Genomic DNA, 12,796 nt, shown 5'->3' with positions numbered 1-12,796 from the left:
GCCCGCTATACATTCGCGCGCACGTAGCGAGGCCACTCGACATACATGGAAGTCCGACTATAGGATGAGCACACTTCACCTTCTCGTACCTGTTAGGACGGACTTCAATGGCTCGCGAACTCACGCATTTCATCGGCGGCAAGCATGTCCCCGGAGAGTCGGGCAACTTCGGCGATGTCTACGACCCCAACACCGGTGAGGTTCAGGCCAGGGTGCCTCTCGCCAGTGATGCCGAGGTCGAGGCCGTCATCGCGGACGCCGAGCAGGCGCAGGTCGAGTGGGCGCGCTGGAACCCGCAGCGCCGTGCCCGCGTGTTGATGAAGTTCCTGCAGCTGATCAACCGCGACATGGACGAGCTGGCACGTCTGCTGTCGTCCGAGCACGGCAAGACCATCGCCGACGCCAAGGGCGACATCCAGCGTGGCCTCGAGGTCGTCGAGTTCGCGACCGGTATCCCGCACCTGCTCAAGGGCGAGTTCACCGAGGGCGCGGGCGGAGGCATCGACGTCTACTCGATGCGTCAGCCTCTCGGCGTCGTCGCGGGTATCACCCCGTTCAACTTCCCGGCGATGATCCCGCTGTGGAAGGCAGGCCCGGCCATCGCCTGCGGTAACGCGTTCATTCTCAAGCCGTCCGAGCGTGACCCGTCCGTGCCGCTGAAGCTGGCCGAGCTGTTCCTCGAGGCAGGTCTGCCCCCGGGCATCTTCAATGTCGTCAACGGCGGCAAGAACGCCGTCGACGTGCTGCTGAACGACGACCGTGTCAAGGCCATCGGCTTCGTCGGCTCGACGCCGATCGCGCAGTACATCTACGAGGAAGCCGCCAAGAACGGCAAGCGCGCGCAGTGCTTCGGCGGTGCGAAGAACCACGCTCTCGTCATGCCCGACGCCGACATGGACCAGGTCGCCGACGCTCTGCTGGGGGCTGCGTACGGCTCGGCGGGCGAGCGGTGCATGGCCATCTCCGTGGCAGTGCCCGTCGGCGAGGAGACCGCTGACGCGCTCGTCGCCAAGCTGAAGGAACGCGTCGCGACGCTGAAGATCGGTCGCAGCGACGACGAGGACGCGGACTTCGGTCCGCTCGTCGGAGCCGACGCGTTGAAGCGGGTCAACGACTACACGCAGATCGGTATCGACGAGGGCGCCGAACTCGTCGTCGACGGCCGCGACTTCCGTCTCGAAGGCCACGAGAACGGATTCTTCGCCGGCGCAACGCTGTTCGACAAGGTCACCACGGACATGCGCATCTACAAGGAAGAGATCTTCGGCCCTGTCCTGATCGTGGTGCGCGCCAAGGACTACGAGGACGCGCTGCGTCTGCCGACCGAGCACGAGTACGGCAACGGTGTCTCGATCTTCACCCGCGACGGTGACACCGCCCGCGACTTCACGACGCGTGTGCAGGTGGGCATGGTCGGCGTCAACGTTCCGATCCCGGTGCCGATCGCGTACCACACCTTCGGTGGCTGGAAGCGTTCCGGCTTCGGCGATCTGAACCAGCACGGCCCCGACTCGGTGCGCTTCTACACCAAGACCAAGACCGTCACGCAGCGGTGGCCGTCCGGCACCAAGGAGGCAGCTGCCTCGAACCACTTCGTCATCCCCAACATGGACTGATCCATGTTCACATTGACCGAGGACGAGAAGGCCATCAACTCCACGGCGAGGGATTTCGCCGACGAGTTCCTGGCGCCGAATGCCGTCGAGTGGGATCAGAACAAGCACTTCCCGGTGGACGTGTTGCGTAAGGCAGCAGGTCTGGGAATGGGCGGAATCTACGTCGACGAGGAAGTCGGCGGGTCGGGTCTGACGCGTGTGGACGCGGCAAGGATCTTCGAGCAGTTGGCGACGGGTGATCCGTCGCTGGCGGCGTACATCTCGATCCACAACATGGTGACGTGGATGATCGACACCTACGGCACCGACGAGCAACGTCGTCGGTGGGTGCCGGGGTTGTGCTCGATGGACCAGCTCGGCAGCTACTGCCTGACCGAGCCGGGGGCGGGTTCCGACGCGTCGGCCCTGTCCACCAAAGCTGTTCGCGACGGCGACGACTACGTCCTCAACGGGGTCAAGCAGTTCATCTCCGGTGCGGGAACGTCGGATGTCTATGTCGTGATGGTGCGTACCGGGGATGCGGGTCCGAAGGGGATCTCGGCGATCATCGTGCCGAAGGATTCGGCGGGGCTGTCGTTCGGTGCGAACGAGAAGAAGATGGGCTGGAACGCGCAGCCGACGCGTCAGGTCATCTTCGAGGACGTCCGAGTGCCTGCGGCGAATCTGCTCGGCGGTGAGGGCGAGGGCTTCCGCATCGCGATGAACGGCCTCAACGGCGGCCGTCTCAACATCGCGGCGTGTTCGATCGGTGGCGCGCAGAGCGCGCTGGAGAAGGCTGTCGCGTATCTGTTGGACCGCAAGGCGTTCGGTAGCAGGCTGCTCGATCAGCAGGCCTTGCAGTTCCAGTTGGCGGACATGAAGACCGAGCTCGAGGCGGCACGCACCATGCTGTGGCGTGCTGCGGATGCTCTGCAGAACAACGCGCCGGACAAGGTCGAACTGTGCGCGATGGCAAAGCGATTCGCCACCGACACGGGCTTCGAGGTCGCCAACGATGCGCTGCAACTGCTCGGTGGCTACGGGTATCTTGCCGAGTACGGTGTCGAGAAGATCGTCCGCGATCTTCGCGTGCACCAGATCCTCGAAGGAACCAACGAGATCATGCGAGTCGTCGTGGCTCGCTCGATAGTAGGAGCAGCATGACGGGAGTGGAGCCGGAAGTTCTGTTCGACGTCCGCGGCGGCGTGGGCCGGATCACCCTGAACCGACCGAAAGCCATCAACGCGCTCAATCATGCGATGGTGCAACAGATTGCGCCGAAGCTCGACGAGTGGGCATCGAACGACGAGGTCGAACTGGTGCTTCTCGTCGGCGCCGGCGAGCGTGGGCTGTGCGCGGGCGGCGACATCGTGTCGATCTATCACGACGCCAAGGACGGCGGTAGCGGGTCCAAGGACTTCTGGCGCGACGAGTACATCCTCAACGCGGCGATCGCGCGCTTCGACAAGCCCTACGTCGCCATCATGGACGGCGTTGTCATGGGTGGAGGCGTCGGATTGTCGGCGCACGGCAACACCCGCATCGTCACCGAACGCTCGAAGATCGCGATGCCCGAGGTCGGTATCGGCTTCGTTCCCGACGTCGGTGGCACGTACCTGCTCTCGCGTTCCCCCGGCGAGCTCGGAACACATCTCGGTCTGACGACCGCTCGCATGGATGCCGGCGACGCCATCGCCGCCGGCTTCGCCGATCACTACATGCCGTCGGAGAACCTCGAGAAGTTCTACGACGCGCTCGAGACCGGCTCGTTGTCGGCGGCGCTCGAGGAGTTCACCGACGAGGCTCCGGCGTCGTCGCTCGAGGCGTCGCAGGAGTGGATCGACCGCTACTACAGTGCGGACACGGTGGAGCAGATCGTGGAAGGGCTGCGCGGCAGTGGAATTCCCGACGCGGAGAAGGCGGCGTCGGACATCGAGTCGAAGTCGCCGGTGTCTCTGAAAGTGACGCTGAAGTCGCTGCGACGCGCGGCCGCGGCGTCGTCGCTCGAAGAGGTATTGAACGACGAGTACCGCGTGTCTCTCGCATCGCTCGAGTCGCATGATCTCGTCGAAGGCATCCGTGCGCAGGTGGTCGAGAAGGACAGAAATCCGAAGTGGTCGCCTGCAACACTCGCAGACGTGACCGACGCCGACGTCGATCGGTACTTCGCGCCGTTGGGTGACACCGAACTAGGTCTGGAGAGGAACGCATGAGTGGGAAGACGATCGGTTTCGTCGGCCTCGGCCACATGGGTGGCCCGATGGCAGCGAATCTCGTCGAGGCCGGATATACGGTTCAGGGCTTCGATCTCGTCGAAGCTGCTTTGACGCAGGCGAAGTCGGACGGCGTGACCGTCGTCGATTCGGCTGTCGCGGCCGTGCAGGGTGCGGACATCGTCATCACGATGCTTCCGAACGGGCGTCTCGTCCTCGGTCTCTACGAGGAACTGCTGCCTGCTGCGACACCTGGGACGCTGTTCATCGACAGTTCCACCATCGACGTCGCCGACGCCCATGCCGCACACAAGCTGATCGAGGCAGCGGGCCACCGCGGTCTCGACGCGCCCGTGTCGGGTGGCGTCGGTGGTGCCGCGGCGGGAACGTTGACGTTCATGGTCGGCGGTTCCGAGGAGGACTTCGCTTCCGCTGCAGAGGTTCTCGACGTCATGGGACGCAAGGTCGTGCACTGCGGTCAGGCGGGCAACGGCCAGGCCGCGAAGATCTGCAACAACATGATTCTCGGTGTCTCCATGATCGCGATCAGCGAGGCGTTCGTACTCGGCGAGAAGTTGGGCCTCAGTAACCAGGCGCTCTACGACGTGTCGTCGACGGCGTCGGGCCAATGCTGGGCGTTGACCACCAACTGTCCTGTCCCTGGCCCGGTTCCGACGAGCCCCGCCAACAACGACTACAAGCCGGGCTTCGCGGCTGCGTTGATGGACAAGGATCTCGGTCTGGCTGCGAACGCGTTGCGCGCCAACGGCGTCGAGGGAGTTCTCGGCCTGCAGGCGGCGGAGATCTACTCCACGTTCAAGGAAACCTCCGGCGGCGGAACCGATGTCGACTTCTCCGGCATCATCAACGACATCCGCGAGCGTTCGACGGGGGCGGCCGAATGACCGACTTCGAGACGATCCTGCTCGAGCGTCGTGGTCGCGTCGGCATCATCACGCTGAATCGGCCGAAGGCCCTGAATGCGTTGAACTCCCAGCTGATGCGTGAGGTCGTCGGAGCCGTCGAGGATCTCGACGCCGACGAAGGCATCGGTGCCATCCTGATCACGGGTTCGGAGAAGGCGTTCGCGGCAGGTGCCGACATCAAAGAGATGCAGCCGAAGTCGTACATGGACGTGTACCAGGACGACTTCTTCAGTGCTTGGGATCGACTCAGCGCCGCACGCACTCCCATCGTTGCCGCTGTGTCGGGCTACGCGCTCGGTGGCGGGTGCGAACTTGCCATGATGTGCGACGTGCTGATCGCGTCGGATACCGCAGTGTTCGGTCAGCCCGAGATCAAGCTCGGTGTCATTCCGGGAATCGGTGGATCGCAACGCCTTACGCGTGCCGTCGGCAAGGCCAAGGCGATGGAGATGGTCTTGACCGGCCGCAACATGAAGGTCGACGAGGCCGAGCGCGCCGGTCTCGTGTCTCGCATCGTGCCCGCTGCGGAACTGCTCGACGACGCACTCGAGACTGCGACGACGATCGCCGAGATGTCGCTACCGGTCGCGATGATGGCGAAGGATGCGGTCAACCGGTCCTTCGAATCGACTCTCGCAGAGGGTGTTCGGTTCGAGCGTCGTCTGTTCCATTCGACGTTCGCCACCGACGATCAGAAGGAAGGCATGACCGCGTTCATCGAGAAGCGGCAGGCGAAGTTCACCCACCGCTGAGCCACGACTAAGGGGCTGCTCTCGCGCGTTCACGCGAGCGCAGCCCCTTCGTCATGAGCGCTCTACCGAATTACCAGGCAGAACCGGTGCCTGCGTCGTCGAAATCGCCCGCGGCACGACGCAGTTCGGCGAGAATGCGTACCAGCGACGTCAGGCGTTCCTTGGCCAGTCCCGGCTTGCCGAACACCTGGTCGTTCAGTTTCTCGGTGGCATCCACAGCGAGCGCGCGACCTGACTCGGTGATCTCCACGAGTGTCGTGCGGCGATCGCTGGGATGCGGTGTGCGCTGGACGTATCCCGCAGCCTCCAGTCGGTCGACGGCATTGGTGACGCTCGTCGGGTGAACCTGGAGGCGGGCGCTGGCCTTCGCCATCGGCAGCGCGCCGTTCTTCGTGAACGTGAGCAGTGTCAGTAATTCGTAGCGCGAGAACGTAAGTCCTGTGGGCTTGAGCACTTCCTCGACGCGGGCGAGCATGATCTGTTGCGCGCGCATCAGCGATGTGACGGCAGCCATCCCGTCGGCCACGTCTCCCCATCCATGCTTGGTCCACTGACGGTGGGCTTCTGCGATGGGATCGAGCGGGAGAGGCGACGATGCAGACATGCGTTCCATCTTCCCACGTATGTGCGGCTACGCCGCCCGTGCGCGAAAAGTTGTAGCGGAGTCCGACTAAGCGCGCACCGGTGGCGCAGTCGCGGCCCGGTGCGCACCCGAGAATCGGTGCTCCCATCCGGAGTCGTCGAGCCGGAAGCCTTCCCATCGTCGGCCGTCGAGCGCGCGACGGTTGACGGTGGCTGCCGAGACCATCCACGCCATCGCGCGGGTGTCGGAGGGCAGTTCGGTCTGCGCGAGTACGGCGTCGTCTGCGCCGCGTAACTGGTATGTAGCCATGCTCGAGACATTCCACGGATCGGCTGTGAGGAAACATGCATTGCCCCTGCCGATGTGCTGTGAGTGTCGTACCATCCGCGTACCTTGTGTGCATGCCTGCCAAGGATTACCTGGTCGATGCTCCGTGCTGGGTCGATCTGACCAGTTCGGATCCCCGCACCGTCGTGTCGTTCTACAACGGCCTGTTCGGATGGGAAGCCGATGTCAGCAAGGAAGCCGAGTACGGCGGGTACACCACGTTCCTGAAGAACGACGTGCCGGTGGCGGGTCTCGGCGGGCAGATGCCCGGCGCCACGATCACGAACGTGTGGAACACCTACATTGCGTCCGCCGACGCGAAGGCGAGCGTCGACAAGTCCGTCGACGCGGGCGCGCAGGTGCTGTGTCCTGCCATGCAAGTCGGTGATCAGGGCGCCATGGCGCTGGTGGTCGACGCCGGGGGAGCGGTCACCGGCATCTGGCAGGCCGACCGGCATCGCGGCTACGGGCTGTGGGGTGAGCACGGCACACCCGTCTGGCACGAGCAATTCACGCACCACTACGGCGCTGCACTGGAGTTCTACGAGTCGGTGTTCGGATGGACGTACGGCGTTCTGGGAGACACGGACGAGTTCCGGTACTCCCAGGGCTTCGTCGCTGGTGACATGGTGGCGGGCATCATGGACGCCGACAGATACCTGCAGGCCGACGTCCCGTCGCACTGGCGGCTCTATTTCGGAGTCGACGACACCGATGCTGCAGTCGAGAAAGTGACCGCACTCGGAGGGACGGTCGTCGACGCCGCAAAGGACTCCCCGTTCGGACGCATCGCGGGCATCGCGGACCCGCTGGGTGCACGGTTCCAGATCGCGTCGATCGTTCAGTCGTAGACCCGACGCCCCGCGCAGCCCATCGGCATCCGTATGCCGGTCACGCGTTGCAGCGCCAGCATTGCTCCCCACGGCCCGATCACCCACATCGGCCAGAAGTACAGAACGCCGCCCGTCGCAACCGACGTGACAGCCCAGATGACCAGGCACAGCACGCCGACGCCTGCCCACGCCGCGATCTCGTGATCACGCCGGACCGGCTTCGCGGAGACCTCAGGATCAGTTGCCTGCGGCAGGTCGTCGAACACCGACGTCAGATCCGCGCGCGTCACGGCCGAGTAGACACGTGCGGCACGGGCGTCGAAGTCGTCGATCGACAGCCGACCCGTCGACACGTGGCCGGTGAGGGCCTCGACTGCCGAATCGCGTTCGGCGTCGGACACGCGTGACGCAGGTGAGTGGGACGTGGACGGTTGATAGGACATCGCAGACTCCAGACCGTTCGGAGCTGACATTCCACTGTGGAATGTCATCGGTTTCAAGCTTCGACCTACCACTGTGGAATGTCAAGGTGTGTGACGATGAATTCGTGACCGACACCCCACTGAACGCCACCGCCGCGTCGCTGCTCGGGTTCCTGCACGACGGCCCGATGACCGGATGGGACCTGCATGCGACGGCCGAGGCCTGCATCGGCGGCTTCTGGACGGTGACGCGTAGCCAGGTCTATCGCGAGCTGACCAGTCTGTCGTCGCGCGGATTAGTCGCTCCGGGCGCCCAGGGTGCACGGGCGCAGAAGCCGTTCACGATCACCGACGAGGGTAGGGCTGCGTTCGCTCGGTGGATCGACCGCGATCCCGGCGAAGCCACCATTCGGCACCCGCTGCTGCTCACCATCGCGTTCGCTGCGCACCTCGATCCGACCCGGCGTGCCGAGATTCTCGAAGAACACCGCCGGCGTCACGAGGAGGTGCTTGCGCGATACCGCCAGGAGTGGGCCAGGAGCAAGGATCACCGGTCCGTATTCGATTCCGCCACTCTGGATTTCGGCATCCGCTACGAACAGGCGACGCTGGACTGGTTCGACGCGCTACCGGACGCGGTGACCGAGTGATCGTGCATCACGACGGGCCCGGGTCCTCGTCGATGCCGGTGAACGAGTACGGCGGCCACGGACCCGTCAGTTCTAGTTCGAGGCGTGCGTAGGTGCGATTCAGAAACGACACCGCCGCGGCGAAATCACCCGTGCGGCGCCGTTCGACGAGGTATGTGCTGACGAGCGGCATCCACGGACGGGAGCCGGCGAGCTCGGGCGCCGCGGGCTCTCGCCGGCGACCAGCCACCGCTGCCTCCAGCAATGCGGCGTACACGTCGTTCGCGTCGGCAGCGACGGAAAGCTCGATGTCTGCGCGCGAGGACGGCTCGTCGTCGTTGTCACGAGGCAACGACGTATCGGCCACGCACACCCCACTCGGCCCGGCCTGCAATTCGGCGTAGGGCGGTGTCGAACGCGGTTCGACGTGCGCTCAGCGTCGCCCGCACGTGGTCGTCGTCCGAGTAGACGGTCGCGAGTCGCATCGGAACCGTGTCGGCCGTGTGTGCCACAGCGCCGACGACGCCGTCGTGTACGCGAGCGACGTCGTCGAGCCAGTCGGCTTTCTCCAGATTGCGATGCAGCGCCTCGTCGCCGAACGTGTCGAAGGGGACGGACCCCACCACCGCAGTCAACCCGGCTGCCTCGATCACGCGGACGCGTTCGCCCGCGACGCCGGGTGGAAGGTCGGCGTCGATCGGGCCGTCTCCGACGACGGCGTACACCCACGTGCCTGTGTTCGTCACGATCGTCCTCATGCGAGGTCCTACCCTCCCACGCTAGGACGCGTCGGAGACGAGAAGAAGTGGCTAAAGACCCAACCGGGCGACCGTGACCGCCCAGTCCGCGCCGGGGTGCCAGGGACGGAGGTCCCACGTCGCAAACCGCTGTTCGACGCGTAAGCCCGCGGCGGCGAGGTCGTCGTCGAACTGCTCGACGGTGTACTGCCGGTCCGTCGCGAAACCGGCGACGAACACACCTGTCGGTTTCATATGTGCGACAACACGTTCGAGTGCCGTCCGTTCGGTTCCCGGTGTCATGAACACCATGACGTTGCCGGCTGCGACGACCGCGTCGAACGTCTGCCCGAGGTCGAAGTCGGTGAGGTCGGCGAGGTGCACGCTGATGTTCGGATGTGTGCGGGCTTCTTCGACCAACACCGGATCGAGGTCGACGGCCGTGACGGTGTGACCCCGGCGCGCGAGTTCGGCGCCGAGACGTGCGGTACCGCACCCGGCGTCGAGGACGGAACTTGCGGGAGACAGGAGCGCGTCGACCATTCGCGCTTCGCCGTGCAGGTCGACGCCCTGTGCCGCGAGTCGGTCGAAACGTTCGATGTAGCGTCGCGAGTGGTCCGGGGTGTTCTCGTTCTGCCAGCGCGTCGCCATGGGAGCAACGATAGAGCGTGTGCTCAGCAGGCCCCCAACCGCCGCTCCACTTCGCGTCTGTCCAGGCCGAAGTCGCTGAGAGCGTAGCGGTGTGCGGGTCTGCGGTTGCCGCTACGGCTTTCGGCGTGCAGGGTCGACATCCGCGTACGCGCCTCCGCAGTGAGGCGGAGTCCGAAGTGGCGATAGAGCGATTCGACAGTGCCGAGAGGGTCGGCGACGAAGTCGTGATAGTCGACGTCGTGGAACTGCGTCGGATCGGCCGTGGCCCGCGCGGCCGCGAACACCTCGAGCCCACGCTCCCACAGGTCGAGTTGTGTGCGCCCGATGACGTCGCCGGTGAACTTCTCGCTCCAGCCGGCGGTGGCCTGTTCGGCGAGACTGCACATCGACGGCATGATCGTGGCCGGTTCGCGGTGCATCTGGACGACGAGCGCGTCCGGGTAGACCTGCAGCAACTCGTCGAGCGCGAACAGGTGGCTCGGGTTCTTCAGCACCCATCGGCGGTCGGTGTCGTGCAGTCCGATGAGCTGCAGGTTGCGGCGGTGCCGCCGGTACGCGCCGAGCCAGCTCTGTTGGGCGAGCCACGACGAGTACGTCGGCAGATAGGCGAGGCACTCGTACGCGATCGACTGCACGGACTGCCGCAGCAGCTGCCAGCATTCTTCGACCTCGGCGGCCGACATGTAGTGCACACCCATGAATTCGGGATGGTCGACGTGATGCTGCGCGAAGCCTCTCTCCAGTGCGGCGAACACGGGATTCGCGTCCCACGTCTCGCGGGGTGGACGCGGCCCAGGTACCTCGGTCAGCCACATCTCCAACCCTTGATGCGACGGGTCGACGGTCAGAAGTCGATGCAGCGCAGTGGTTCCCGTGCGAGGCAGGCCCGTGACGAAGATCGGCCGCTCGATCGGCACCGACGCGTACTCCGGGTGTTGTGCCCACGCCTGCTCGCTCAGCAATCGGGCGATCAGCGCGCCACGCAGGAAGTAGCGGTGCATCTTCGAACCGGCGGCGGTCAGTTCGGCGTCCCGCCGATACGATTCGAGCAGCACGGCGAGCGCCTCGCGATAGTCGTCGGAGCCGAAGTCGGACAAGCCGGTGGCCTTCGTCGCCGACGCGTGCAGATCGGCGACGGTGCCGACGTCGGTGCGTTCCGTGCTGGTCATCGCCGCTCCTAGTGGTGGTATTCGCCGCAGTTCACGTCCAGACACTGGCCGGTGATCGCCCGTGCGCGCGACGACGAGAGGAACACGACGGCGTCGGCGATCTCGTCGGGTTCGGGCAGCCGTCGTAGATCCATGGTCGACGCGGTCTGCCGATAGATCTGTTCGCTCGTCGTGCTGTACTTCTGGGCCAGATGCTCGAAGTAGCTCTTCAACGTCGAACCCCAGATATAGCCCGGCGCAACGGTGTTGACGCGGATCCCCTGCGGTCCGAGTTCACTCGCCAGGGTCTGCGACATCGCCAGCAGCGACGCCTTGGCGATCTTGTAGCCACCGTACTTCGGCTGGGAGTGTCGGATGACCGCAGAATTGATCATGACGATCGAACCGCGGGACTTCGTCAATGCGGAAGTGAACAGCTGCGACAGGCGCAGTGTCCCGAACAGCGACAGTTCGAGCCCTGCCCTGATGCTCGCGGGCTCGGTGTGCGCGAGGTCCTTCATCGACGGGATCGCGAAAGCATTGTTGATCAGCGCGTCGACGTGCCCGAACGCGTCGACGGCCTTGACGACCAACCTCGTCGCCGACGCCTCGTCGGTGATGTCGGTGGGCACGGCGACCGCCTGCCGACCGAGACCGGCGACCTCCTTCGCGACGTCGTCGAGGTAGCTCGCGGTGCGGGCGGCCAACACCAGATCGGCGCCTTCGGCTGCACACCGCAGCGCGATGGACCTGCCGAGTGAGGGGCCGATGCCGGAGACGACGACGACGGAGCCGTCGAGCAGACCGGTCATCCGAGCATCCGTCGTGCGACGGCATCGCGGCGTGCGGCGATCCGCCGGGCGAAGTCGTCGTCGGAAATCTTGTTGAGTTCGTGGAACGGCAGCCGCGAGGCCACTTGGTCGAAGTCGACCACCTCGATGATCGGTCCGTCGGCTGCGGTCATGGCTCGGGATACGCGCTGCCACCGAAACTGTGCGTACCCGCGCGAGTGCCCTGTGGTCTCGATCCAGTTGGTCACGTGGGGATTTCGTTCGCTCACGACCAGTCGGATGTTGCCGTCGGGGTCAACCTGTGCCTGCTCCGACGTCAGCGACGTCTGATGATCGATGTAGTCGAGCGAGATGTACCAGAGACTGCCGAGTTGGAATCCCTGATAGGGCGCATCGGATTTCGGGACGGTGATGATCATCGCCTGGTCCGCGCCGAGCTCGTAGTGTCCGGCCGACGAGTACTGGGTGCTGAGTCCTCCTGGCGTGAGCCGCGGCTCGGTCATCGTGTTGACGTCGAGGTTCAGGTAGTACCACTGCGGAAACTGGAGAAATGTGCGCAGCCGGCCGACGAGCATCTTGCCTGCCGTCGAATACCGTTTCGCGACAGCCTCTTTGGAGTGCGGCGGTGGTGCGTCGCCGTCGCTCCCGACGCGACGGATGGTCAGGGTGCCGCGCTCGGCGGACCAGTCGCCGTAGACCTCGCGCACGACCAGCATCGACGATCCCGGGCCCAGCGTGAAGTGGTTCGGTAGGTCCGACGCCGGGCCGAAGTGGAGTTCGAAGCTACCGTCGGGTGAGATCTCGATCTGTCGATCGTCGAATGCGGTGAGGCTGTCCGGGACGTCGACGGGCGAATAATCGCCCTTCAGTATCTGAAAGCTCAGATCGGTTGTGGTCCCGCGCCTTCCGGAGACGATGTACTCCTCGTCGTCGCGGATGTTCGCGTGGAAGTACAGCGTGTCCGGGTTGTCCAGGCCCATCTTGGTGTACGGGCCGGTGGACGACGCGAAGTGCGGAAAGTCGGGATCGTATGCCCACGCCATCTGGATCGACGCCTGAATGTTGCCGGCCAGATAGTCGAGGCCCTCGGCGAGATCGCGCTCGTCGCGTGCGTGTGGCGCCTCCTCGACGATCTTCTCGGCCGCCGCGATCGCGTCGGTGAATGCCTCGGTGAGCACGCGCATCTCCT

The 12,796-nt window shown here is 65.0% G+C and carries 16 protein-coding genes; 7 read left to right on the top strand and 9 right to left on the bottom strand.

Annotated features, from left to right (window positions below; translation table 11 throughout):
- The first annotated feature begins 107 nt into the window (after positions 1–107).
- From HQ354_RS20805 to HQ354_RS20785, 5 genes are read left to right on the top strand one after another with little or no spacing between them, the layout of a single operon-like run.
- Positions 108–1,616 carry a CoA-acylating methylmalonate-semialdehyde dehydrogenase gene (locus HQ354_RS20805; RefSeq protein WP_068426956.1) on the top strand — a complete coding sequence of 503 codons (1,509 nt, stop codon included), beginning with the start codon at positions 108–110 and terminating at the stop codon, positions 1,614–1,616.
- A gap of 3 nt (positions 1,617–1,619) precedes the next feature.
- Complete coding sequence (locus HQ354_RS20800; RefSeq protein WP_222635485.1) at positions 1,620–2,759, top strand: isobutyryl-CoA dehydrogenase; 1,140 nt, start codon at positions 1,620–1,622, stop codon at positions 2,757–2,759.
- Complete coding sequence (locus HQ354_RS20795) at positions 2,756–3,808, top strand: enoyl-CoA hydratase/isomerase family protein (RefSeq protein WP_222635486.1); 1,053 nt, start codon at positions 2,756–2,758, stop codon at positions 3,806–3,808. The genes HQ354_RS20800 and HQ354_RS20795 overlap by 4 nt, the downstream gene beginning before the upstream one ends.
- Complete coding sequence (gene mmsB / locus HQ354_RS20790; RefSeq protein WP_222635487.1) at positions 3,805–4,713, top strand: 3-hydroxyisobutyrate dehydrogenase; 909 nt, start codon at positions 3,805–3,807, stop codon at positions 4,711–4,713. The genes HQ354_RS20795 and mmsB overlap by 4 nt, the downstream gene beginning before the upstream one ends.
- The gene (locus HQ354_RS20785; protein WP_068426944.1) at positions 4,710–5,486 is read left to right on the top strand and encodes an enoyl-CoA hydratase; all 777 of its coding nucleotides are present in this window, start codon (positions 4,710–4,712) and stop codon (positions 5,484–5,486) included. The genes mmsB and HQ354_RS20785 overlap by 4 nt, the downstream gene beginning before the upstream one ends.
- A gap of 70 nt (positions 5,487–5,556) precedes the next feature.
- Here HQ354_RS20785 and HQ354_RS20780 read toward each other — a convergent pair whose 3' ends face one another.
- The gene (locus HQ354_RS20780; RefSeq protein ID WP_068427079.1) at positions 5,557–6,090 is read right to left on the bottom strand and encodes a MarR family winged helix-turn-helix transcriptional regulator; all 534 of its coding nucleotides are present in this window, start codon (positions 6,088–6,090) and stop codon (positions 5,557–5,559) included.
- A 66-nt stretch (positions 6,091–6,156) separates the two neighbouring features.
- Positions 6,157–6,378, bottom strand: coding sequence for a hypothetical protein (locus HQ354_RS20775; protein ID WP_167676281.1), 222 nt, complete (start codon positions 6,376–6,378; stop codon positions 6,157–6,159).
- A gap of 92 nt (positions 6,379–6,470) precedes the next feature.
- Between HQ354_RS20775 and HQ354_RS20770 the strand changes: the two genes are divergently transcribed.
- A complete protein-coding gene (locus HQ354_RS20770; RefSeq protein ID WP_167676279.1) occupies positions 6,471–7,247 on the top strand; it encodes a VOC family protein in 777 nt (258 codons plus the stop codon).
- Here the strand turns inward: HQ354_RS20770 and HQ354_RS20765 are convergent.
- The gene (locus HQ354_RS20765) at positions 7,238–7,672 is read right to left on the bottom strand and encodes a DUF1707 domain-containing protein (RefSeq protein WP_167676277.1); all 435 of its coding nucleotides are present in this window, start codon (positions 7,670–7,672) and stop codon (positions 7,238–7,240) included. The genes HQ354_RS20770 and HQ354_RS20765 overlap by 10 nt on opposite strands.
- A gap of 104 nt (positions 7,673–7,776) precedes the next feature.
- Here HQ354_RS20765 and HQ354_RS20760 point away from each other — a divergent pair, with 104 nt between their 5' ends.
- Positions 7,777–8,301 carry a helix-turn-helix transcriptional regulator gene (locus HQ354_RS20760; RefSeq protein WP_308115252.1) on the top strand — a complete coding sequence of 175 codons (525 nt, stop codon included), beginning with the start codon at positions 7,777–7,779 and terminating at the stop codon, positions 8,299–8,301.
- 7 nt (positions 8,302–8,308) lie between these two features.
- Here HQ354_RS20760 and HQ354_RS25725 read toward each other — a convergent pair whose 3' ends face one another.
- From HQ354_RS25725 to HQ354_RS20735, 6 genes are all read right to left on the bottom strand, one after another.
- The gene (locus HQ354_RS25725; protein ID WP_308115253.1) at positions 8,309–8,647 is read right to left on the bottom strand and encodes a GvpL/GvpF family gas vesicle protein; all 339 of its coding nucleotides are present in this window, start codon (positions 8,645–8,647) and stop codon (positions 8,309–8,311) included.
- Positions 8,622–9,026, bottom strand: a complete 405-nt coding sequence (locus HQ354_RS25720; protein ID WP_308115254.1) for a GvpL/GvpF family gas vesicle protein — start codon at positions 9,024–9,026, stop codon at positions 8,622–8,624. Before HQ354_RS25720 ends, HQ354_RS25725 begins: the two co-directional genes overlap by 26 nt.
- A 63-nt stretch (positions 9,027–9,089) precedes the next feature.
- Complete coding sequence (locus HQ354_RS20750) at positions 9,090–9,668, bottom strand: class I SAM-dependent methyltransferase (RefSeq protein WP_167676273.1); 579 nt, start codon at positions 9,666–9,668, stop codon at positions 9,090–9,092.
- A 23-nt stretch (positions 9,669–9,691) separates the two neighbouring features.
- Positions 9,692–10,837, bottom strand: coding sequence for a sulfotransferase (locus tag HQ354_RS20745; protein WP_167676271.1), 1,146 nt, complete (start codon positions 10,835–10,837; stop codon positions 9,692–9,694).
- An 8-nt stretch (positions 10,838–10,845) separates the two neighbouring features.
- Positions 10,846–11,628 carry an SDR family oxidoreductase gene (locus HQ354_RS20740; protein ID WP_167676269.1) on the bottom strand — a complete coding sequence of 261 codons (783 nt, stop codon included), beginning with the start codon at positions 11,626–11,628 and terminating at the stop codon, positions 10,846–10,848.
- On the bottom strand, positions 11,625–12,785 hold the full coding sequence (locus HQ354_RS20735) for a hypothetical protein (protein ID WP_167676267.1): 1,161 nt from the start codon (positions 12,783–12,785) through the stop codon (positions 11,625–11,627). The genes HQ354_RS20740 and HQ354_RS20735 overlap by 4 nt, the downstream gene beginning before the upstream one ends.
- Positions 12,786–12,796 lie beyond the last annotated feature (11 nt).

Source organism: Rhodococcus sp. BP-261 (genome assembly GCF_019835205.1).
Taxonomy (GTDB): domain Bacteria; phylum Actinomycetota; class Actinomycetes; order Mycobacteriales; family Mycobacteriaceae; genus Rhodococcoides; species Rhodococcoides kyotonensis_B.
Note: the sequence above shows the minus strand (reverse complement) of the source record. Positions and strands in the feature narration are given on the sequence as shown.